Consider the following 21,125-nt stretch of genomic DNA (forward strand, 5'->3'; position numbering starts at 1 on the left):
GCGGGCCTGTGGACAACGGCACACCCGTCCCGGGGGACCTGGCAGCATGGCGGGGTGACAGCAGCACCGCAGCCCCCGCCGTCCTCGCAGCCCTCCCTGTCCCCGGAGTCCACGGAGTTCCCGGACGTCCCGGGCTCGGCGGACGAGGTGCTGGCCGGGCTCGACCCGGAGCAGCGCGAGGTGGCGACGGCGCTGCGGGGCCCGGTGTGCGTGCTGGCCGGCGCGGGCACGGGCAAGACGCGCGCGATCACGCACCGCATCGCGTACGGCGTGCGGGCCGGCGTGCTGCAGCCCGCGAGCGTGCTGGCCGTCACGTTCACGAACCGGGCGGCCGGCGAGATGCGCGGCCGGCTGCGCCAGCTCGGCGCCCCGGGCGTGCAGGCGCGGACGTTCCACTCCGCCGCGCTGCGGCAGTTGCAGTACTTCTGGCCGCGGGCCGTCGGCGGCGAGCTGCCGCGGCTGCTGGAGCGCAAGGTCCAGTTGGTCGCGGAGGCCGCGGCGCGCACCCGCGTCCGGCTCGACCGGAACGAGCTGCGGGACGTCACCGGCGAGCTGGAGTGGGCGAAGGTCACGCAGACCGCTCCCGAGGACTACGCGGCGGCGATCGCCAAGACCGGCCGCGACGCCCCCCGGGACCCGGCGGAGATCACCGGTATCTACCGGGGGTACGAGCAGTTGAAGCGCGACCGCGGCGTCATCGACTTCGAGGACGTGCTGCTGCTCACGGTGGGCGTGCTCCAGGACCGGCCGGACATCGCCGAGCAGGTGCACCGGCAGTACCAGCACTTCGTCGTCGACGAGTACCAGGACGTCAGCCCGCTCCAGCAGCGGCTGCTCGAGCTGTGGCTCGGCGGCCGGGACAGCCTGTGCGTCGTCGGCGACGCCAGCCAGACGATCTACTCCTTCACCGGCGCCACCCCCGACCACCTGCTGGACTTCCGCGTCCGGCACCCGGAGGCCACGGTCGTCAAGCTCGTCCGGGACTACCGCTCGACGCCCCAGGTCGTCCACCTGGCCAACGGCGTGCTGGCCCAGGCCACGGGGCGGGCCGCAGCCGCCCGCCTGGAGCTGGTCGCGCAGCGCGAGGCGGGCCCCGAGCCCGCCTTCACGGAGTACGCGGACGAGCCGGCCGAGGCCGAGGGCACCGCCCGGCACATCCGCCGGCTCATCGACGCGGGCGTGGCGCCCAGCTCCATCGCCGTGCTCTACCGGATCAACGCCCAGTCGGAGGTCTACGAGCAGGCGCTCGCCGACCGCTCCGTGCCGTACCAGCTGCGGGGCGCCGAGCGGTTCTTCGAGCGGCCCGAGGTGCGCGAGGCCGGGGTCAAGCTGCGCGGCGCGGCCGTGGGCGGCAAGAACGACGCGATGCTCGACGAGGCCGGCCGGGACGGCGACCTGGCCGCGCAGGTCCGGGCCGTGCTGGGCTGGTCGCCGGAGCCGCCGGCGGGCTCCGGCACCGTGCGGGACCGCTGGGAGTCGCTGGCCGCGCTGGTGCGGCTGGCCGAGGACTTCGGCCGGGCCAGGCCGGGGGCGACGCTGCGGGACCTGGTCGGCGAGCTGGCCGAGCGCGCGGCCGCGCAGCACGCGCCGACGGTCGAGGGTGTGACGCTCGCCTCACTGCACGCCGCGAAGGGCCTGGAGTGGGACGCGGTGTTCCTGGTGGGGCTCACGGAGGGCATGCTGCCGATCACGTACGCCAAGACGCCCGAGCAGGTCGAGGAGGAGCGCCGGCTGCTCTACGTCGGCATCACCCGGGCCAGGGTGCACCTGTCGCTGTCCTGGGCGCTGTCCCGCTCGCCGGGCGGGCGGGCCTCGCGGGGGCCGAGCCGCTTCCTGACCGGGCTGCGGCCGGGCTCCGGGCGCGGGGGCGGCGCCGGGGTGGTGTCGCAGGGCGGCGTGGAGCGCGGTGGTGCGGAACGGAGCGCGGCGGCCCGGCGCCGGCGCCGCGGTCCGGTGCGCTGCCGGGTCTGCGGGCGGACGCTCACGGACGCCGGCGAGATCAAGCTGATGCGCTGCGAGGACTGCCCGTCGGACATGGACGAGGGGGTGTACGAGCGGCTGAGGGACTGGCGCGCGGCCCAGGCGCGGCAGCTGGGACAGCCCGCGTACTGCGTCTTCACCGACAAGACCCTGATCGCCATCGCCGAGGCCGTGCCGGCCAACGAGCAGGAACTGTCGGTCATTTCGGGTGTGGGCAAGCGCAAACTCGACCGATATGGTGCCGATGTCCTGGATCTCTGCGCGGGCCGCGAGCCGTCCGGTGAGCCCGCGGAGGAGCCCTGACGGGGTCCGGAATAAAAGTCCCCGAAAAATGGTTTGCGAACGCCGGGACTGTCCTCATAGCCTTCCGGCACGGAAGAACAGCTCTTCACGGAGCCGGTGATTCCGTGTTGTACTAGGAGACCTTGGACCGGTCCGCCGGTCCGAAGAGACAGAGAGGAGGAGAAATCTCATGATCAGCATCACGAAACTCGAAGCTCGTGCCGTCGCCGGTCGCGAGGTCGTCTCCTCCTGCCTGCTCGCCGTCTCCAAGCTCCAGGTCCCCGCCACCGGTCTGTCCGGTGTCCGTGGCGGTCTGGGCGCCGAGATCCGTGACGAGCGACCGACTAAGGCACTCCTTGTAGCAGCGGCGCAGGCTCCGGCCTATGCGGCGGCGGCAGCGGGTGCCGACCTCCAGCAGGAGTGGGCCAATGGCGCCTTTGCGGGCGGCATTGCGGCCACGACGCAGCACATGCGGGCCTTCCGCGGGCCTGATCCCTGGAAAGAACCATCTTGATCAAATCGATCGAGACGGCACCTTCCAGGGCCGCGGAACCCGAACCGGGATCCGCGGCCCTTTTGATTTGCCCAACGCAGAACTTGATCAAGACGACGAGCAAGGACGGAACCGTGTCCCTCCCCGTGCACACCCCGCACAGGCCCACGCCCGACCCCGTGCCCGGCACCACCGACCTGGAGGTCCCCTTGACCCCGCTGACCGCTCTCACCGAGCTCGACGAGCGAATCGACGCGCTCGGCGACCTCGTGCCCTGTCGGAGCTACGACCCCGAGGTGTTCTTCGCGGAGACTCCGGCGGACGTCGAGTACGCCAAGTCCCTCTGCCAGACCTGCCCCGTCCGTGAGGCCTGCCTCGCGGGGGCGAAGGAGCGCCGCGAGCCCTGGGGTGTCTGGGGCGGTGAACTGTTCGTCCAGGGTGTGGTCGTGCCGCGCAAGCGGCCCCGTGGGCGTCCGCGGAAGAACCCGGTCGTGGCATGAACGCCCACGGCACGATCGACCGTCCACGCGCGCACGCACCGGCAGAGCAGGAAACGACGATGAGCCCGTCCACCGACGACCCCGCAGCACGCCACGAAGCAGGCGCCTACGACGAGCGCCAGAACAGGAACCTTCAGATGCAACTCATGCCAGAAGCCCTCGCCCGGGCCCAGTATCGGGACCGGGTGGAGGCCGCGGAACAGGAACGCAGGGCCATGCGCCTCATCGCCGCCCGGCGGATGCAGCGACGGGCCGAGCGCGCGCACATGCGCGCCCGGCGCGCGCTGGCCATGGCGGTCATGCAGTAACGGCCGGGCCGTCACCGCGAGGCGGCCGGCCGGCGGCGGCCACGGCTCCGGCCGCCGGCGGCCGGCCACCGCGCACCGACGCGGGCGCCGTCCGCCGGCCACCGCCGGGCCGCGGCGCCGGTCAGGCGGTCGCCGTCGCCGGGTCCTCCGTCGCAGAACCCTCTTGGGGGTCGTCCTCCGGACGGCCCCCTTCGGCGTACTCGGCGAAGCCCGGCAGCCACTCCGTCAGCTCCTCGCGCATCCGCACCTGGGCGCCGAGCTGGCAGAGCACCCCGATGGTGCTCAGCGTCACCCGGTGTATCAGCAGATACGACGGCGGCAGGTTGAGCTGGCGGCCCAACTGGTGCGCGGGGTTGCGGGGATCGGCGATCCGGGCCGCCTGCGTACGCATCCACTCCCGGCTGAAGGCGAACTCCGGCACCGCCGCCGGCTCGATGATCGGCACCAGATAGTCGATCACCGCCTCCGGGTCCAGCTCCACGTCCGGCTTCACGAACCCCTGCTCCCGCAGCAGCTCGTAGACGTCGTCCGCCTGGCCGTCGAGCGTCATCCCGAGGGCGGTGCCGATCTCCTCCGGCAGCCCGCCCGGCAGCCTGTCCACCGTGCCGAAGTCCATCACCCCGAGCCGCCACTCCTCCGGCTCGCCCTCCTTCACCAGCCGGAAGTTGCCCGGGTGCGGGTCGGCGTGCAACAGGCCCGTACGCGCCGTGCCGGCGAAGAGGAACCGCGCCAGCAACTGACCCACCCGGTCGCGCTCCACCCGCGAGCCGTCCGCTATCAGCTCCGAGACCGGCACCCCGTCCAGCCACTCGGTGACCAGCACCTGGTCCGCCTGGTGCACCACGGCCGGCACCAGCACGTCCGGGTCGTCCGCGAACTCCTCCGCGTACGTGCTCTGGGACCGCGCCTCCAGCTCGTAGTCCAACTCCTCCGAGACCCGGTCCCGCAGCTCCTGGATCAGCGGCTTGACGTCCAGCCCCGGCACCAGCGGCCCCAACAGCCGCGCGAAGCGGCCCAACTGCGCCAGGTCCGACAGCAGCGCCTTGCCCGCGCCCGGGTACTGCACCTTCACCGCCACCTCGCGGCCGTCGTGCCACACCGCCCGGTGCACCTGCCCGATCGACGCCGCCGCCGCGGGCGTGTCCCCGAACTCCAGGAAGAGATCGCGCCAGTCGGGGCCCAGCCGCTCCGCCAGCGCGCCGTGCACCGTGCGCACCGGCATCGGCGGCGCCGCCTCCTGCAGCTTGGTCAGGGCCGCGCGATACGGCCCCGCTATCTCCTCCGGCAGCGCGGACTCGAAGACGGACAGCGCCTGCCCGAACTTCATCGCCCCGCCCTTCAGCTCGCCCAGCGTCTTGAACAACTGCTCGGCGGTGCGCTGCTGGAGCTCGCGGGCGACCAGCTCCGCCGGCCGGCCGCCGAGCCGCTTGCCGAGCCCCCAGGTGGCCCGCCCGGCGAAGCCCACCGGCAGCGAGGCCAGCCTGGCCGTACGCGTGATCGCCTTGCGCGGAAGGTCAGACATGGACCACTCCCGTATCCCGGTCAGCGGCTGCCGCCGCACCGCACCCGCACCTCGGGTGTGGATCGAGCTCCGTCAACTCCCAGGCCAGGCCCGGCAGCGCGAACTCCAGCCGGGCCCCCGTACAGACCGGAAGCCGCCCGTCGAGAAAAGTCAGCGCGTGGGCGGCCGTCAGCCCTGCCACCATTGTCGCCAACGCCACATCGCACGCGGCGACCCCCTCCCGATCACCTCCGGCCCGCCACTGGGCGAGCATTCGCGGCCACTCCGGCTCCCGCTCCGCCCGGGCCGCCGCGAGGCAGCCCGCACAGGCCGAACCACCCGGCAGCACGAGCGGTCCCACCACCCCCGTGCCCTCCAGCACCCCGGCGTACACGTGCGGAATGCCCGCTTCGCGGTACCGCCGCGCGACCTCCGGATCCGGCGCGTACGCACCGAGCCCGTCCCGCGGCGCCAGCACCACGAGCGACACCGACCCGCCCTCGCGGCCGCCCCGCGCCGCCGGCCACGGCCCGGCCCGGCGCACCGCGCCCAGGGCCGCGTCCCTCCGCCGCCGCCCGACGTCCGCCGCGCCCACACCGCCCGGCGCCACGTCCCACGGCTCGACGCAGCCGCCGTCGACGACCTCCACCCCGCCGACCCCCGCGGCGGACAGCAGCGCCGCCACCGAGGCGCCCACCCGCCCGGCGCCGCGCACCACCACCCGCAGCCCCCGCCGCGCCGCCAGCCGCTCCACGGCGGCACCCGGCTCGGGGTGCACGACGGAGAGCGAAGCCCGGTCGCCCCCCAGCCGCGCGGGTATCACCCCACCCCGCCGCCGCGCCCCGGACCGCGGCGGCCCGGGCGGCGGCCGATCCGACGGCGGCGGTCCGGACGGCGGTGGATCGGGCACCGCCGCCGGTCCGGGGCGCGCGGAACGGTGGACGTGGCGTGGAAAGTCGGTGGAGGTCGGGTGGTCGTCCCGGGGAGTTCCCGTGCCGTTCGGCGGGGGCGGCCCCTCGTCGACCAGCCCGGCCCGCGTCAAACGGGCGACGAGCGTGTCCACGGACCCGGGGGAGAGGCCGAACCTGTGCGCCTCGCGGCGCAGCGCGTCCAGCCCGCGCGTGCCGTCCAGCCGACGCAGGAACAGCCCCGTCGCCGAGTCCACCGGATGGATCGACACCGCATGTGCCCTGGTCACGCCCATCTGCATGGTGTGCCTGCCGCGCCAGCTCCGCCGCAGCGCCGGCTTGATCATCGGATGCATCGCGCCCCCCTCGTTCCCCGGACACTCTGCCAGCCCGCCGCCGCACCTCATCATGAGTTATCCACAGGTGCCGGAAAAAGTATTACGAATCGGCTGCGGTGTCCGTGACGGTCCCGCACACCTGCTCCTGGCCGGGACTTTCTCCGCCCTGAACAGGTAACGTCGTGCCGTGCCCGCTGACCCAGAGCACAGCCCAGGACGGCCGAAACCGTCGCGAGCGGTCGAGGTCAGACGCAGTGCGCGCAGACGCAGGACCGTTTCCGCATATCGCGAGGGCGACCGCACCGTCGTGCTGATCCCCGCCCGCATGAGCGAGGCGGAGGAGCAGCGCTGGGTCACGGTCATGCTCGACAAGCTGCAGGCCCAGGAGAACCGGCGGATGCCGGGCGATGCCGAACTGGCCGACCGCGCCCAGCGGCTGTCCGCCCAGTACCTCGACGGGCGGGCCCGGCCCAGCAGCGTGCGGTGGGTCACCAACCAGAACACCCGCTGGGGCTCCTGCACCCCCGCCGAGGGCACGATCCGCCTCTCGCACCGGCTGAAGGGCATGCCCGAGTACGTCATCGACTACGTGCTGATCCACGAGCTGGCACACCTGCTCGTGCCGGGCCACGGCCCCCGCTTCTGGGACCTCGTCGGCGCCTACCCCCGCACCGAGCGCGCCCGCGGCTACCTGGAGGGCGTGGTCGCCGGCGAGAGCCTGCCCTTCATCCCCCGCCCCGCGCCGACCAGCCCCCCGCCCGGTACCGACTAGCCCGGGTCTGCCGTTCGGACCTTGCCGGGACCGGGAGCGTCGGCGGTCTCCCATTCCTGCCTGGACCCCCCGGCGGCTTCTGGCTACGCTGTGGGAGCGCTCCCATCCACGCGCCCCCACGCCCCTGGAGGACCCATGGCGCTCTTCTCCGCTCGCTCACCCCGCCCGCGCGCCCACCGTCCGCGCGCCCCCCGCGGCATGGCATTCGCCCTGCTCGGCGCGGTCCTCACGGCGCTCACCGGCACGGCGGCACCCGCGGGCGCCGCGCCGACCCCGACACCGACATCGGCGTGTGCGGCCAACGGCTTCTGCGAGGACTTCGAGTCCCAGACCGGCACCCAGCCCTCCGGCCGTTGGAGCTTCCAGGCCGCCGACTGCTCCGGTACGGGCACCGTCACCGTGGACACCTCGGTCGCCCACGGCGGTACGACGTCCCTTCGGGTGAACGGCGGCGAGGGGTACTGCAACCACGCCTTCGCCGGCACGGCACTCGATGACGTACCGGCGGGATCCGGGCTGTACGTGCGCTTCTGGGTCCGGCACACCACCGCGCTGCCCGCCCAGCACGTCACGTTCCTCGCCATGCAGGACACGCACGCCCGCGACACCGACCTGCGCATGGGCGGGCAGAACGCCGCCCTGCAGTGGAACCGCGAGTCCGACGACGCCACGCTGCCCGCCCAGAGCCCGGCGGGCGTCGCGCTGAGCGAGCCGCTGCCGGTGGACACGTGGTCGTGCCTGGAGTTCCGGGTCGAGCCGGCCGGCAGGCTGCAGACGTGGCTGGACGGCGAGAGCGTCGAAGGACTGATCGTCGACGACACCCCCACCCAGGACGTCGACGCGCAGTGGCTGAACGGCGGCACCTGGCAGCCCGTGCTCGCGGACCTGCGCCTGGGCTGGGAGAGCTACGGCCAGGGCACCGACACCCTCTGGTATGACGACGTCGCCGTGGGCACCGACCGCGTCGGCTGTGCCTGACGCCGCTGACGGCGTCCCCGCCCGGCCCGGGTCCGTACGGACGGACCCGGGCCGGGCCGGCGCGTGCTTCCGGGCGGCGTTCAGCAGGTGTTCTGCGAGGAGTTGACCAACTCGACGTTCCGTACGACGGTGTTCTCGCCGCACGGATTCTCGTTGATCGCGGAGTTCGTCACCCGGACGTTCTGCAGGGTGATGTCCCGGTTGTTGGCGAACTCGCCGCGGGCCGCGAGGCGGATGTCGCCCGGTCCCGCGATGGTGCCGCTCTCGCCGGCGATGGTGACGTTGTAACAGTTCTCCACGAGGACGGCGTTGCTGCCGGTGTCGGCGATGTCGACGCGGTCGATGACCGCGCCGCCGCTCTCGGAGACGCAGAAGATCCCGCGCCCGCCGCCGCGCGCGATGACCTGGTCGACGTGCACGTTCGTCGCGTAGCTGCCGCCGATGCGGCCGTTGCGGTTGGCCATGCGGAAGGCGGCGTAGCCGGTGCCGGTGCCCGCGTCGACGGCGTCGACCGTGCCGATGTCCGCGTTGACGGTCTCGTTGAGCAGCAGGCCGGACTCTCCGACGTCGCGGGCGGTCACGGAGCCGATGGTCAGGCCGTCCACGCCGTACGTCTCCACCGCATGGGAGCCGGCGCCGGAGACGTACACGTCGTCGATCCGTACGTTCCGGGTGGGCTCGGTGGTGTTGTACCGGTCGACGCGCACGCCGATGCCGCCGCCGGACAGGCGCATGTCTATCTGCCCGAGGTGGACGTCGGTGGCGTTGCGGATGAACACGCCGTACAGCGGGGTGCCGGTGACGCTGAGGTGCTGCACCTCGACGTCGGTGACCCCGCGGGCGTAGACCGGCGCCATGTCGCCGGCGGACGCGCCGGTGACGTTGATGGTGCCGCACACGTCGAGTGCGGTGTGGCTGGGCAGTCCCAGCCGGGTGTCGGCGCGCATGGTGCCGTCGCCGCGGACGACGACGCGTTCCTTGGATGTGCGGTTCGGGGTGAGGCTGCCCACGGCGGCGCCCATTGCGGAGAGCATGTCGTCGCCGGTGTAGACGACGTCGCCGCCGTGGCGCGCGGTCCAGGTACCGCCGTCCTTGACGGCCTCGGCCTGGTACGTGCCCGCGCCGCAGTCCTGTGTTGCGGCACCGGCCGCCGCCCGCGGGGCGGGCCGCTCCGGCTCACCCCAGGCGTTGCCGGGCACCGTCAGGACCGTCGCCGTCAGGACCGTTGCCGCGGCGCCCGCGACGAGGACGGGGGAGGTGCGCGTACCGCGTTGCGGTCTGCCTGATCGCCGAGCCATATTGCCAACTCCTTCACGTGGGGGAGGTGAGGAAGAGGCCCCTGGCGGCGGCTGTTCGTAATATCGAACAGCGTTCGCCATATCGCGGACAAGCTAACCGGCGTGACATGGGTCGTCAATGGAGAGGCACGAAGCGCCCGCCGGCGGGGAACGGTTGCCCCCGCCGTCGCCGCAAAGGCGTTGCGGTACCGGGCTCAGGCCAGCCGCGCCCGCGTGCGCTCCATGAGCGCCGCCACGGACGGGTCGGCGACGCCGGCCACCTCGTCGTACCCGTACCAGCGCAGGTCCAGCGACTCCTCGCTGATCTCCGGCACCGCATCCGCGGGGGCCAGCGCCGCGTACTGCACGTCCAGGTGCCAGGCGCACGGCGTGTGGTGCCGGTCGAGGCCCACCGGTCCGCCGGGGAGCAGCGTGAGGCCCGCCATACCCGACTCCTCGCGGGCCTCCCGCAGCGCCGCCGCGGCCAGCGTCGCGTCCTCCGGCTCGCAGTGGCCACCCGTCTGCAGCCACATGTTCAGCTTGCGGTGGAGGGTCAGCAGCACCCGCTCGCGCGCCGTGTCGACGATCAGCGCGCTGGCCGTCACATGTCCGTCCGCGCACGGCTTGTACATCCCGTCGGGATGCGCCGCCAGGTACTCCACGTATGTGAGGCGGAGCGCGTCCTGACCGCCGTCAGGCGCGCTCCACTCCTTCAGTACGCGCTCGGCGTCGTCCCGCAGCGTCACTTGTCCGTGTCGCCCTTGCCGCCGCCCTGCCCGTCCTGCTCGTCCTCGCCGTCCGGCCCGGCCTTCTCCTCGGGCCCGCTCTTGTCCTCCGGCGCGGCCTTGCCCTCGCCGCCGGTGCCGGAGCCCGAGCCACCCGGCTCGGCGTCGCCGCCCGAGCCCAGCAGCTTCTCCAGCTCCGAGAAGTCCACCTGCTCGCTGTGCACGAACCCGTCCGGGTCGTCCAGGTCCGCTGCCGTCGGCAGCATGTCGGGGTGCGCCCACAGCGCGTCCCGCCCGTCGACCCCGCGCGCGTCCGCCAGCGACGCCCACAGCCGCGAGGCGTCCCGCAGCCGCCGCGGGCGCAGCTCCAGCCCGATGAGGGTCGCGAACGTCTGCTCCGCCGGACCGCCCGTGGCGCGCCTGCGGCGCAGCGCCTCGCGCAGCGAGTTCAGCGACGGGGCGTCCAGGTGGGGCTCCGCGGCGGCGTGCACGACCGCGTCGACCCAGCCCTCGACCAGCGCGAGCGCCGTCTCCAGCCGGGCCAGCGCCGCCTTCTGCTCCGGGGTGTCCTCCGGCTGGAACATGCCCTGCTGCAGCGCCTCCTGCAACTGCTCGGGGCGCTCGATGTCGACCTGGCCGACCAGATCCTCCAGCTTGGACGTGTCCACCTTGATGCCGCGCGCGTAACCCTCGACCGCGCCGAACAGGTGCGAGCGCAGCCACGGCACGTGGGCGAAGAGCCGCTGGTGCGCCGCCTCGCGCAGCGCCAGGTACAGCCGGACCTCGTCCAGCGGCACGCCCAGGCCCTCGCTGAACCTCTTGATGTTCACCGGCAGCAGCGCAGCCTTGCCCGCGGGACCCAGCGGCAGCCCGATGTCGGTGGAGCCGACGACCTCGCCGGCCAGCACCCCCACCGCCTGCCCGATCTGGGTACCGAACATGGCTCCGCCCATCGAGCGCATCATGCCGATGAGCGGGCCGGCCATTGCCTGCATCTCCTCCGGCAGCACACCGCCCATCGCGGCGCCCACGCGCTCGGCGACCGGGTCGACCAGCTCCTTCCACACCGGAAGCGTCGCCTCGACCCACTCCGCGCGGCTCCAGGCCAGCGCGGCGCCCGACCCGGAGGGCAGCGACGTCGCGCCGTCCAGCCACAGGTCCGCCAGCCGTACGGACTCCTCGACCGCCTTGCGCTCGGAGTCCCCGACGCTGGCGTCCTTCGAGTCGTCGGCAGCGCCCTGGGCGACGGTCTGCCTGGCGATGTCCTTGGCCATGTCCCAGTTGACCGGCCCGCCCTCGTAGCTCAGCATCTGGCCGAGCTGCTGGAAGGCGGCGCCCAGGTCCTGCGGGCCCATGGCACCGCCCTGGCCGCCCAGGGAGCCGAAGAGGGCCGCAAACGGGTTCTGCGGGTCGCTGCCGGCGCCCCCGAAGCCGAACGGGTCCCGGCTGCTCCGGTCGCCGTCCCCCTTGCGGGCACCCTTGTCGTCGCCCTCGCCGTCGTCGTCCGGCTCCTTCGGGGGGCCGAATCCGAATGGGGTGTCACTCACGGTTTCCTCGGCTCGTCGGGCCGCCTGCACCGGGCCGGCGGCGTACGCCCTCCACTACCTCCACCCTATGCCGCTTCGTATGCCTGCACGATGTCCTGGCGCCCGCCGCCACCGCTGCGGGTGCGGCTGGGGCAGGATGGATGGAACTACTGCACACAACAGCTGGAGCCGCCCGGTGAGTTCCCCGGAACCGAACGTTCGCGCAGCGCGAAAGGCCGCAGAAGGGGCCGCGGCCGACGAGCCCGCCCCGGGTGCGTGGCGCCCCGTCGTCGCCGTCACCGGGGCGGCGGCCGGCATCGGCGCCCTGGTCACGGAGCGGCTGGCGGCCTCCGACGAGGTCAAGCAGGTCGTCGCCATCGACGAGCGGCGCGGCGAGCTGCCCGAGGCCCACTGGCACGTGCTGGACGTGCGGGACCCCGCGATCGCCGACAAGCTGCGCGGCACGGACGTCGTCGTGCACCTCGCGCTCGACCTGGACCTGGAGACCGACGCCACGGCCCGTACGGCGTACAACGTACGTGGTACGCAGACGGTGCTCACCGCCGCCGCCGCGGCCGGCGTGCGCCGCGTCGTGCTGTGCACCTCCGCCATGGTCTACGGGGCGCTGCCCGACAACCCCGTGCCGCTCGCCGAGGACGCCGAGCTGCGCGCCACCGAGGAGGCCACCGGCGTCGGCGACCTGCTGGAGATGGAGCGCCTCGGCCGCCGCGCGCCCCGCGCGCACCCCGGGCTGAACGTCACGGTGGTGCGCCCGGCGGCCGTCGTCGGCGGCGTCGACACCCCGCTGACCCGGTACTTCGAGTCGCCCCGGCTGCTGGTCGTCAAGGGCACCCGGCCGTGCTGGCAGTTCTGCCACATCGACGACCTGGCCGCCGCGCTGGAGTTCGCGGCGCTGGAGAAGGCCGAAGGCGAGCTGGCCGTCGGCTGCGACGGCTGGCTGGAGCAGGAGGAGGTCGAGGAGCTGACCGGCATCCGGCGCATGGAGCTGCCGTCGGCCGTCGCGCTCGGCGCCGCCTCCCGGCTGCACCGCCTCGGGCTCACCCCGTCGCCCGCCGGCGACCTCGCGTACACGATGTACCCGTGGGTCGTCAGCGGCAGCCGGCTGCACGACGCGGGCTGGCGTCCGCAGCACACCAACGAGGAGGTGCTCGCCGAACTGCTCGCAGAGGTCTCCGGCCGGCACACGGTCGCGGGCCGCCGGCTGGGCCGCAAGGACGCCGCCGCCGCGGGCGCCGCGGGTGCGGCCGGGGCGACGGTCGCGCTGCTGGGCACGGCCGCGGTCGTACGGCGGGTGCGCAAGGCGCGGCGCGGCAAGATCTGAGCCCCCGTGGCGGCGGAGCGTCGCGTACGGACCGTGCCCGGGCCCGTACGCGCGGCCGCCCGTGCCGCCCGCCGCCCGTGCCGCCCGCCGCGCGGGGCGCGGCGTCGGTCCCGTGCGGCAGGATGGACGCATGGCAGACACCCCGCAGCACCCGGGCGAGCAGGCCGCGGCGGACCCCGTGCGCCTCGTCGCCGTCCGCGAGGAGCCGCTGTCGCTCGACGAGGTCTTCGCCGCCGTCGGCGACCCCGCCGCGGGCGGCACGGCGCTCTTCGTCGGCACGGTCCGCGACCACGACCGGCAGGCGGCCTCCGAGCGCGTCCAGGACGTGACCGGGCTGGGGTACTCGTCCCATCCCACCGCCGAGGCGGAGATGCGCCGTATCGCGGAGAAGGTCGCGGCCGGCTATCCGGTACGGGCTCTGGCCGCCGTCCACCGCGTGGGCGAACTGGCCGTGGGGGATCTCGCCGTCGTCGTCGCCGTCTCCTGCCCGCACCGCGCCGAGGCGTTCGAGGCCTGCCGCAGCCTGGTGGACACCCTCAAGCGCGAAGTTCCCATCTGGAAACACCAGAAGTTCACGGACGGGACGGAGGAATGGGTAGGTGCTGGTTGAGGTTGTCGAGTTGCGTAACTTCCGGGCCCGCGTGAGCGTTGGCTTATCGGAAAGATGTCACGTCAGCTAGGAGCACGGGATGGCAGCGATAGCCTGGTTGGTCATACCCCTCGCGTCGGCCGGGGCGGCCGCGATATGGGCGGGCTGGGCCACGCGGACCCGCAAGGTCGGAGACAGCACGGAGCTGGCGGGGTACGCCCGATTCCGGGAAGCCATGGAGCGTAGCCACTCCCGTTCCGGGGCCGCTTGAGCGTCCCGTACTGTCGTTCTATGCCACGCCGCACGGCGACGTTGCTCGCCTCCACCGTGACGCTGCTCGCCATCCTCGTCGCCGGGGTCTTCATCCCCGTGCCCTACGCGGAGATGTCGCCCGGGCCCACGGTGAACACCCTCGGGGACCACGACGGCGAGCCCGTCCTGCAGATAGAGGACCGCAAGACGTTTCCCACGAGCGGCCACCTCAACATGACGACGGTCCGCGTCACGGGCGCCGACTACAAGATGAACCTCGTCGAGGCCGTCTACGGCTGGCTCTCGCCCGACGACGCGGTGGTGCCGCGCGAGTCGCTGTACCCGGACGACAGCACCGCCGAGGAAGTCGACCAGCAGAACGCCGAGCAGTTCACCGCCTCCCAGGAGAGCGCCAAGGTCGCGGCGCTCGACGAGTTGGGCATCGACTTCACCACCCGCGTGATCGTGGCCTCCGTGGTCGCGGGCGGCGCCGCGCAGGGCACGCTGCACGCCGGCGACGTGATCAAGGCGGTCGACGGCAAGGCGGTCGACGGGCCCGGCGACGTGGTCGAGCAGGTCACCAGCCGCAAGCCGGGGGAGAAGGTCACGTTCCGGATCGTCCCCGCGGACAAGGCGGAGAAGGCCGAGAAGAACGGCGAGGACCCCCGCAAGCTGCCCGGCGAGGAGCTGACCGTCACCACCCGGGCGTCCGACCAGGACCCGGGCAAGGCGATGGTCGGCATCACGGCGGGCACCGCGCACACCTTCCCGTTCGAGATCGACATCAAGCTCGCCGACGTCGGCGGCCCCAGCGCGGGGCTGATGTTCGCGCTCGGCATCGTGGACAAGCTCACCAAGGGCGACCTCACGGGCGGCGAGTTCGTCGCCGGCACCGGCACGATCAACACCGAGAGCCAGGTCGGGCCGATCGGCGGCATCCACATGAAGACCATCGGCGCCCGCGACCAGGGCGCGAAGTTCTTCCTGACCCCCGCGGCGAACTGCGCCACGGCCGCCCGGGACGTACCCGACGGGCTCACGCTCATCGAGATCCACACGATGTCCGACGCCATGGACGCGCTGAAGGACATCCGCGCGGGCAACCTCGACCGGCTCGACGAGTGCGAGGAGTAGCCGCACGGACACGGGGCGCGCGCGGCGTGCGAAGGCCGGCCACCCCGCCGGGGGCGGCCGGCCGTTGCGGCGCGGTCAGTCGAACGTCGCCGCCAGCGCCCGGGCGAGCCCCGGCACCAGCTCCGGGCCCGTGAGCACCTCGGTGGGGGCGTCCTTGGAGCGCAGCCGCAGCGCGGCCTCCCGGCTGCCGTCGCGCAGTACGCCGACGGTCAGGCGGACCTCCTCGCGCCGCGGGTGCTCGGCGACCCAGGCGGCGAGCCCCTCCTCGTCGAGGTCGCCGGGCACCTCGGCCTCCGCCGCGGGCGGGAGCATCAGGCGCTCGACCGTGAGCGCGCAGCCGCCGACCGCGTCGGGCCAGGCGATGGTGGCGAGGAACTCGTCGAGGGGCTGCCCTTCGGGCAGTTCCTGCTGCTCGATCGGCGTGTACGAGACCTGCGCGGCCGGCCCCGCCGCGAACCCGGCGCCGCTGTCGGCGCCGTCATCCGCGCCGAGGTCCAGTCGCTGGGCGAGCCCAGGCTCCTGCGCGCGCAGCTGCGCGGTGTCGACGAGGGCGAAGAGCCGGGGCGGCCGGTCCCAGCCGAAACCGGCCGCGTACTCGTCGAGCTCGAGGACCGCGCGAGTCAGCGGGTCGGCTGCCAGGGGTGGACCGCCGGTGGGAGAGTTGGACATGCTCGTCATCCTGCCTCATCGCTCTCTGCCACCCCCCGGCGGGAACTGAGTAAAGCTTTAGTAAGTTGCCACATTGAGCCCCTGTGCCGCGGGGGCCGTATGACATGACGTTCACGTCTCGATCGAGGTGCCACCTTGGCTTTCCAGATGCCGGACCGCGGCGGGGGCCCCACCGGGCCACGGATCAGTGTGGGCAGGCCGTCCCGGCGAGTACGAACACTGCTGATGACCCTGGGTGTGCTCGCCATCCTGGGCATCGTCTTCGTCATGTTCGCCGGCTTCTGGACGGACTGGCTCTGGTACCGCTCCGTCGGCTATTCGTCGGTCTTCACCACCCGGTTGTGGACCAAGGTGGGGCTGTTCTTCGTCTTCGGCCTGCTGATGGCGCTCGCCGTGGGCTTCAACATGTGGCTGGCCCACCGGCTGCGGCCGCCGCTCAGCGCGATGTCGCTGGAGCAGGAGAGCCTCGACCGGTACCGGATGAACCTGGCGCCGTACAAGAAGTGGGTGCTGCTCGGCGTCGCCACGCTGGTGGGCCTCATCGCCGGCGCCTCCGCGACCGGGCAGTGGCGCACGTGGCTGCTGTGGGTGAACGGCCAGTCGTTCGGGGAGAAGGACCCGCAGTTCCACAAGGACATCTCCTTCTTCGCGTTCGACCTGCCGTGGTACCGCTTCCTGCTCGGCTTCGGCTTCGCCACGGTCGTGCTGTGCACCATCGCCGCCGCGCTCACGCACTACCTGTACGGCGGCCTGCGGATCTCCAGCCCGGGCGCCCGCGCGACGTCCGCGGCGACCGGCCATCTCGCCGTGCTGCTCGGCACCTTCGTGGCGCTGAAGGCGGTGGCCTACTGGTTCGACCGCTACAGCCTGGCGACCAAGACCAGCGGCCTGAAGACCACCGACGGCTGGACAGGGCTGCGCTACGTCGACGCGAACGCGTATCTGCCCGCGAAGACGATCCTCTTCGTCATCGCGATCATCTGCGCGGTGCTGTTCTTCGCCACGCTGTGGCGGCGCACCTGGCAGTTGCCGCTCATCGGCCTCGGCCTGATGGTGCTCTCGGCGATCCTGATCGGCGGGCTGTACCCGGCGATCGTGCAGAAGTTCCAGGTGCAGCCGAACGAGCAGGCCAAGGAGACGCCGTTCATCAAGAAGAACATCGACGCGACGCGCAAGGCGTACGACATCGATGGCTCCCAGGTGACGGAGTACTCGGGCCAGGCGCCCAAGGACACCACCAACGAGCAGCTGCGCAGCGCCGTCGACAGCACGGCGAGCGTCCGCCTGCTCGACCCGAGCGTGGTCTCGCCGACGTACCAGCAGCAGCAGCAGGTCCGCGGCTACTACCAGTTCCCGGGCACCCTGGATGTCGACCGGTACGAGGACGAGGACGGCAACTCGCAGGACACCGTCGTCGGCCTGCGTGAGATCAACGTGAACGGCATCCCGGAGAAGGGCTGGATCAACAGCCACTTCCGGTACACCCACGGCTACGGCGTCGTCGCGGCCAAGGGCACCGAGGTCACCGAGGACGGCGACCCGTCGTACACGGAGAAGGACCTGCCGCCCGAGGGCGAGCTGGGCGACTACGAGCCCCGCATCTACTACGGCGAGCAGACCCGCGACTACTCGATCGTGGGCGGCCCGCAGGACGAGGTCGACTACGCCGACGACTCCGGTGAGAAGACGTACCGCTACAAGGGCGACAGCGGCGTCGACCTGTCCAACCCGATCAACAGGGCCGCGTACGCGCTGACGTTCAGCGAGCCGCAGATCATGTACTCCGGTGCGATCGGCGACGGCTCGCAGATCATCTACAACCGCACCCCGAAGGAGCGGGTGGAGGCCGTCGCGCCCTGGCTGACGATCGACGGCGACCCGTACCCGGCGGTGGTCGACGGCCGGATCACCTGGATCGTCGACGCCTACACCACCAGCAACGGCTACCCGTACTCGACCAGGACGACCCTGGGCGACACGACGGCCGACTCGCTGACGGACGACCAGCGTTCGGTGGTCGCGCAGCAGAACCAGGTCAACTACATCCGCAACTCGGTGAAGGCCACCGTCGACGCGTACGACGGCAGCGTGGACCTCTACGAGTGGGACACCGAGGACCCGGTCCTCAAGACCTGGATGAAGGCGTTCCCCGACACGGTCAAGCCGCGTGCGGAGATCAGCGACGCGCTGATGGACCACCTGCGCTACCCGCAGGACCTGTTCAAGGTCCAGCGCGAACTGCTGACGCAGTACCACGTCACCGGCCCCAAGCAGTTCTACTCCGGCAGTGAGCAGTGGGAGATCCCGGACGACCCGACCACCAAGGTCGAGTCCTCGGTGCCGCCCTACTACCTCAGTATGAAGATGCCGGACCAGGACTCGCGGTCGTTCTCGCTGACGACCACGTTCACGCCGCGCAACCGGAACAACCTGGGCGCGTACATGGCCGTGGGCGCGGACGCGCGCAGCGACGACTTCGGGCAGATCAGAATCCTGAAGCTGCCACCCAACAGTCCCGTGCCGGGACCGAAGCTCGTGCAGTCCAGATTCAACTCCAACGCCGCGATCGCCGACCAGATCAACATCCTGCAGAGAGGCGATTCGGAAGTCATCTACGGCAACCTGCTGACGGTGCCGTTGGAGGGCGGACTGATCTACATCGAGCCGGTGTACGTGCAAGGCACCGGCACCGGCTACCCATTGCTGCGCAAGGTGCTGGTCACGTACGGCGACCAGACGGCCTTCGAGGACACGCTGCCCAAGGCGCTGAACGTGGTCTTCGGGGTGGAGGAAGCGACACCACCCGAGGACACGGGCGAGGAGCCACCACCGGAAGAGGGCCAACCGCCGGCCGGTGACAGCCTCCAGGAGGCCGTGGAGGACGCGCAGAAGGCGTACGAGGACGGTCAGCAGGCGCTCTCGGACCAGGACTGGGAGGCGTACGGCAAGGCCCAGGACGAGCTGGAGGAGGCCCTCCAGCGGATCGAGGACGCCGAGCAGCAGGCCGGCTCGAACGGCGACGACGGAGCCGGTGGCGGTTCCGGTGACGGCGGCGGCGGAGCCGACGGCGAAGGCGGCAGTGATGCCGGTGATGCCGGCGACGGCGGAGGCGGCGAGGCCTAGGGCGGCCGTGGCCCGCCGGACGGGTAGTCCGGCGGGCCACGGGCCGCGCGGGCCGGTGGCGTTGAGGCCCCCGCCAGCGTGATAGCCTTACGGCACAACGACGCGGGGTGGAGCAGCTCGGTAGCTCGCTGGGCTCATAACCCAGAGGTCGCAGGTTCAAATCCTGTCCCCGCTACTTGAGATCGAGGCCCGGAGTCCATCGGACTCCGGGCCTCGACGTGTGTCTGGTGCGTGATCCGTGGGTGCCGTGGGGGCGGTGGTGTCAGGGGGGCGGATGTGTCGTGTGTGTGTTCTTGAGGTCATTGTTTTGGGGGTTGTGGGTGTGACGAGGTTTGATGAGTCGTCCTGTCGGGAAGTCGACAAACCGCTGTAGTGACCTTCCTGGCTGCGGTATACCAGGTGTACGCGGGTTGCAGGTGGTGCGACGATGGACCTCATGGGGGACGAGGCAAGGGTGTTGGACGCCCGTAGGACAGGGGGCACCGGTGGCCAGGAGCGCAAGGCTCCCGCCGCCACCGGTGAGTTGAGCGCTGCGCGCGGCCAGGACCCGGCCGTGGCGGAGCTCAGCGCGCGGGGCGCCGCCCTGCTGCGCAAGGGGGATCTCGACGGCGCCGAGCCGGTGCTGCGCGCCGCGACCGGCGAGGGCGACCGGGCGGCGGCGAACAACCTGGGCGTGCTGCTCTACCAGCGCGGCCAGGTCCACGAGGCGGCCGGCTGGTGGCGTATCGCCGCGGTCGGCGGCTCGCCCGCCGCCGCGCACGCGCTGGGGCGGTACTACCGGGAGAACGGCGACGAGCCCGGCGCCGAGTACTGGCTGCGCCAGTCCGCCGAGGCCGGGCACGCGCTGGGCGCGTACGCGCTCGCCGACCTGCTGGAGCACCGCAGCGACGTGGGCGCGGAGCGCTGGTTCCGGATCGCCGCCGACAAGGGCCACCGCGAGGCGGCGTACCGCCTCGCGCGCATTCTCGACACCGGCACCCGGGCGCGGTCCGGCAGCGGCGTCGAGACGGGTACGCGGCTGACGCCGCCGGCGTCGCCGGCCGCGGTGAGCCTCGTCCGCGGCGCGGCCGGGGCCGGCGACGACCCGGTCGCCGAGGCCGAACAGTGGTACCGGCAGGCCGCCGCGCGCGGACACGTGCGCGCCGCGCTGCACCTCGGCACGCTCCTGGAGGAGCGCGGCGAGTCGCAGGAGGCCGGCCGGTGGTACGTGATCTCCGCACGGGGCGGTGAGCCGCGCGCGGCATGCGCGCTGGGCTTCCTGCTGCGCGACGCCGGTGACGACGCCAGCGCGGCCGTGTGGTGGCGCCAGGCGGCCAAGGACGGCGACGGCAACGCGGCGAACGCGCTCGGCGCGCTGTACGCGGACCGCGGCGAGCCGCAGGAGGCCGAGCGGTGGTACCGCGCGGCGCTCGGCGCGGGCGACGTCAACGGCGCGTACAACCTCGCGCTGCTGTGCGCCGGGGAGAACCGGGTCGAGCAGGCCGAGCAGTGGTACCGGCAGGCCGCCTACACCGGGCACTGCGAGGCGGCCAACGCGCTGGCCGTGCTGCTGCTGCAGCGCGGCGACGCCGCGGGCGCGGAGCCGTGGTTCTCGAAGGCCGCGGAGGCCGGGAGCGTCGACGCGGCGTTCAACCTCGGGATCATCCACGCGGGCCGGGAGGACGAGACGGGCGCGCGGCAGTGGTACGAGCGCGCCGCGTCCGCCGGGCACGTGGAGGCCGCGTTGCAGGTCGGCATCGGGCTGCTGCGCGACGGCGAGGAGAAGGAGGCGGAGCACCGGCTGCGGACCGCCGCCGAGGGCGGCAGCCCGGAGGGCGCGTTCCGGCTGGCGGCGCTGCTGGACGACCGGCGGCCCGGCCCCGGAGCGGAGCCGGACGCCGCGGGCTCGCGCAGCGCGCGGGCGTGGGGCGGGGCGGTGGCCGCGGGTGCCGCCGGCGCCCCGGGCGGCGCGGGCGGCTCCGACGCCGACGCCGAGTGCGAGCAGTGGTACGAGCAGGCCGCGCGGCAGGGGCACCGCCGCGCCCAGGTGCGGCTGGGCATGCGCGCGGCCGGCCGGGGCGAGACGGAGGCCGCCGGCCGGTGGTACCGGGCCGCCGCGGAGGCGGGCAGCCGCAACGGCGCCTTCAACCTGGGCCTGCTGCTGGCGCGCGAGGGCAGCGTGCCGGAGGCGGCGATCTGGTGGCGCCGGGCGGCGGAGCACGGCCACGGCCGTGCGGCGCTGCGGCTCGCGCTGCTGGCCGCGCGGCGGGGCGACCTGCCGGAGAGCCAGCACTGGTCGTCGCGCGCGGTGGAGCTGGGCCCCGCGGAGGTCGCCGAGCGCGCCGCACGGCTGCGGGACGCGCTCGCGCAGGAACTCACCGCCTGAGCGGTCCGTACGACGTCCGCAGCGGGGCCTGCCGCCAGGCCTCTCGGTAGGGGCCCGGGAGGT

At 73.0% G+C, this 21,125-nt stretch carries 17 protein-coding genes and 1 tRNA gene; 12 read left to right on the plus strand and 6 right to left on the minus strand.

Annotated elements, in window-relative coordinates; genetic code table 11:
- The first annotated feature begins 147 nt into the window (after positions 1-147).
- From LG396_RS13685 to LG396_RS13700, 4 genes are all read left to right on the plus strand, one after another.
- A complete protein-coding gene (locus LG396_RS13685) occupies positions 148-2,283 on the plus strand; it encodes an ATP-dependent DNA helicase UvrD2 (protein ID WP_225795068.1) in 2,136 nt (711 codons plus the stop codon).
- A gap of 169 nt (positions 2,284-2,452) precedes the next feature.
- Positions 2,453-2,776 carry a hypothetical protein gene (locus tag LG396_RS13690; protein WP_037740911.1) on the plus strand — a complete coding sequence of 108 codons (324 nt, stop codon included), beginning with the start codon at positions 2,453-2,455 and terminating at the stop codon, positions 2,774-2,776.
- 113 nt (positions 2,777-2,889) lie between these two features.
- Complete coding sequence (locus LG396_RS13695) at positions 2,890-3,255, plus strand: WhiB family transcriptional regulator (protein WP_018835021.1); 366 nt, start codon at positions 2,890-2,892, stop codon at positions 3,253-3,255.
- The gene (locus LG396_RS13700; RefSeq protein WP_026276104.1) at positions 3,252-3,563 is read left to right on the plus strand and encodes a putative WhiB-interacting protein; all 312 of its coding nucleotides are present in this window, start codon (positions 3,252-3,254) and stop codon (positions 3,561-3,563) included. The genes LG396_RS13695 and LG396_RS13700 overlap by 4 nt, the downstream gene beginning before the upstream one ends.
- A gap of 121 nt (positions 3,564-3,684) precedes the next feature.
- On the opposite strand, the gene LG396_RS13705 is transcribed toward LG396_RS13700, so the two are convergent.
- Together LG396_RS13705 and LG396_RS13710 are read right to left on the minus strand one after the other, a co-directional pair.
- Entirely contained in the window at positions 3,685-5,085 is a 1,401-nt protein-coding gene (locus LG396_RS13705; protein WP_225794973.1) for an ABC1 kinase family protein, read from the minus strand.
- The gene (locus LG396_RS13710; protein ID WP_225794974.1) at positions 5,078-6,328 is read right to left on the minus strand and encodes a ThiF family adenylyltransferase; all 1,251 of its coding nucleotides are present in this window, start codon (positions 6,326-6,328) and stop codon (positions 5,078-5,080) included. The genes LG396_RS13705 and LG396_RS13710 overlap by 8 nt, the downstream gene beginning before the upstream one ends.
- A 169-nt stretch (positions 6,329-6,497) precedes the next feature.
- Between LG396_RS13710 and LG396_RS13715 the strand changes: the two genes are divergently transcribed.
- A complete protein-coding gene (locus LG396_RS13715) occupies positions 6,498-7,082 on the plus strand; it encodes a M48 metallopeptidase family protein (RefSeq protein ID WP_078523856.1) in 585 nt (194 codons plus the stop codon).
- A 198-nt stretch (positions 7,083-7,280) separates the two neighbouring features.
- A complete protein-coding gene (locus LG396_RS13720) occupies positions 7,281-8,060 on the plus strand; it encodes a polysaccharide lyase family protein (protein WP_225794975.1) in 780 nt (259 codons plus the stop codon).
- 80 nt (positions 8,061-8,140) lie between these two features.
- Here the strand turns inward: LG396_RS13720 and LG396_RS13725 are convergent, their stop codons facing one another.
- The 3 genes from LG396_RS13725 to LG396_RS13735 form a co-directional block, all read right to left on the minus strand.
- Positions 8,141-9,358, minus strand: coding sequence for a right-handed parallel beta-helix repeat-containing protein (locus tag LG396_RS13725; RefSeq protein ID WP_225794976.1), 1,218 nt, complete (start codon positions 9,356-9,358; stop codon positions 8,141-8,143).
- A gap of 194 nt (positions 9,359-9,552) precedes the next feature.
- Positions 9,553-10,083, minus strand: a complete 531-nt coding sequence (locus LG396_RS13730; protein ID WP_225794977.1) for an NUDIX hydrolase — start codon at positions 10,081-10,083, stop codon at positions 9,553-9,555.
- A complete protein-coding gene (locus LG396_RS13735; protein WP_225794978.1) occupies positions 10,080-11,609 on the minus strand; it encodes a zinc-dependent metalloprotease in 1,530 nt (509 codons plus the stop codon). The genes LG396_RS13730 and LG396_RS13735 overlap by 4 nt, the downstream gene beginning before the upstream one ends.
- A gap of 175 nt (positions 11,610-11,784) precedes the next feature.
- Here LG396_RS13735 and LG396_RS13740 point away from each other — a divergent pair, with 175 nt between their 5' ends.
- From LG396_RS13740 to LG396_RS13750, 3 genes are all read left to right on the plus strand, one after another.
- Positions 11,785-12,930, plus strand: a complete 1,146-nt coding sequence (locus LG396_RS13740) for an SDR family oxidoreductase (RefSeq protein WP_018835029.1) — start codon at positions 11,785-11,787, stop codon at positions 12,928-12,930.
- A 130-nt stretch (positions 12,931-13,060) separates the two neighbouring features.
- On the plus strand, positions 13,061-13,540 hold the full coding sequence (locus LG396_RS13745; protein ID WP_027746241.1) for a molybdenum cofactor biosynthesis protein MoaE: 480 nt from the start codon (positions 13,061-13,063) through the stop codon (positions 13,538-13,540).
- A gap of 270 nt (positions 13,541-13,810) precedes the next feature.
- Positions 13,811-14,905, plus strand: coding sequence for a YlbL family protein (locus tag LG396_RS13750; RefSeq protein WP_037740928.1), 1,095 nt, complete (start codon positions 13,811-13,813; stop codon positions 14,903-14,905).
- A gap of 75 nt (positions 14,906-14,980) precedes the next feature.
- On the opposite strand, the gene LG396_RS13755 is transcribed toward LG396_RS13750, so the two are convergent.
- On the minus strand, positions 14,981-15,574 hold the full coding sequence (locus tag LG396_RS13755; protein ID WP_225794979.1) for a PPA1309 family protein: 594 nt from the start codon (positions 15,572-15,574) through the stop codon (positions 14,981-14,983).
- 147 nt (positions 15,575-15,721) lie between these two features.
- Between LG396_RS13755 and LG396_RS13760 the strand changes: the two genes are divergently transcribed.
- The 3 genes from LG396_RS13760 (at position 15,722) to LG396_RS13770 (ending at position 21,062) form a co-directional block, all read left to right on the plus strand.
- Positions 15,722-18,697, plus strand: coding sequence for a UPF0182 family membrane protein (locus tag LG396_RS13760; protein WP_225795069.1), 2,976 nt, complete (start codon positions 15,722-15,724; stop codon positions 18,695-18,697).
- A gap of 101 nt (positions 18,698-18,798) precedes the next feature.
- Positions 18,799-18,872 (plus strand) — tRNA-Met (locus LG396_RS13765).
- A 378-nt stretch (positions 18,873-19,250) separates the two neighbouring features.
- Positions 19,251-21,062: a tetratricopeptide repeat protein gene (locus LG396_RS13770; protein ID WP_225795070.1), complete on the plus strand. Its 1,812-nt coding sequence runs from the start codon at positions 19,251-19,253 to the stop codon at positions 21,060-21,062.
- Positions 21,063-21,125 lie beyond the last annotated feature (63 nt).

Source organism: Streptomyces aculeolatus (genome assembly GCF_020400605.1).
GTDB lineage: Bacteria > Actinomycetota > Actinomycetes > Streptomycetales > Streptomycetaceae > Streptomyces > Streptomyces aculeolatus.

Excerpts from the sequence above, each read along its gene's own strand:
- LG396_RS13705 (WP_225794973.1), bottom strand. The coding sequence starts at position 5,085 with ATGTCTGACCTTCCGCGCAAGGCGATCACGCGTACGGCCAGGCTGGCC.
- LG396_RS13760 (WP_225795069.1), top strand. The coding sequence starts at position 15,722 with ATGCCGGACCGCGGCGGGGGCCCCACCGGGCCACGGATCAGTGTGGGC.
- LG396_RS13755 (WP_225794979.1), bottom strand. The coding sequence starts at position 15,574 with ATGTCCAACTCTCCCACCGGCGGTCCACCCCTGGCAGCCGACCCGCTG.
- LG396_RS13710 (WP_225794974.1), bottom strand. The coding sequence starts at position 6,328 with ATGCATCCGATGATCAAGCCGGCGCTGCGGCGGAGCTGGCGCGGCAGG.
- LG396_RS13745 (WP_027746241.1), top strand. The coding sequence starts at position 13,061 with ATGGCAGACACCCCGCAGCACCCGGGCGAGCAGGCCGCGGCGGACCCC.
- LG396_RS13700 (WP_026276104.1), top strand. The coding sequence starts at position 3,252 with ATGAACGCCCACGGCACGATCGACCGTCCACGCGCGCACGCACCGGCA.
- LG396_RS13690 (WP_037740911.1), top strand. The coding sequence starts at position 2,453 with ATGATCAGCATCACGAAACTCGAAGCTCGTGCCGTCGCCGGTCGCGAG.
- LG396_RS13720 (WP_225794975.1), top strand. The coding sequence starts at position 7,281 with ATGGCATTCGCCCTGCTCGGCGCGGTCCTCACGGCGCTCACCGGCACG.
- LG396_RS13725 (WP_225794976.1), bottom strand. The coding sequence starts at position 9,358 with ATGGCTCGGCGATCAGGCAGACCGCAACGCGGTACGCGCACCTCCCCC.
- LG396_RS13750 (WP_037740928.1), top strand. The coding sequence starts at position 13,811 with ATGCCACGCCGCACGGCGACGTTGCTCGCCTCCACCGTGACGCTGCTC.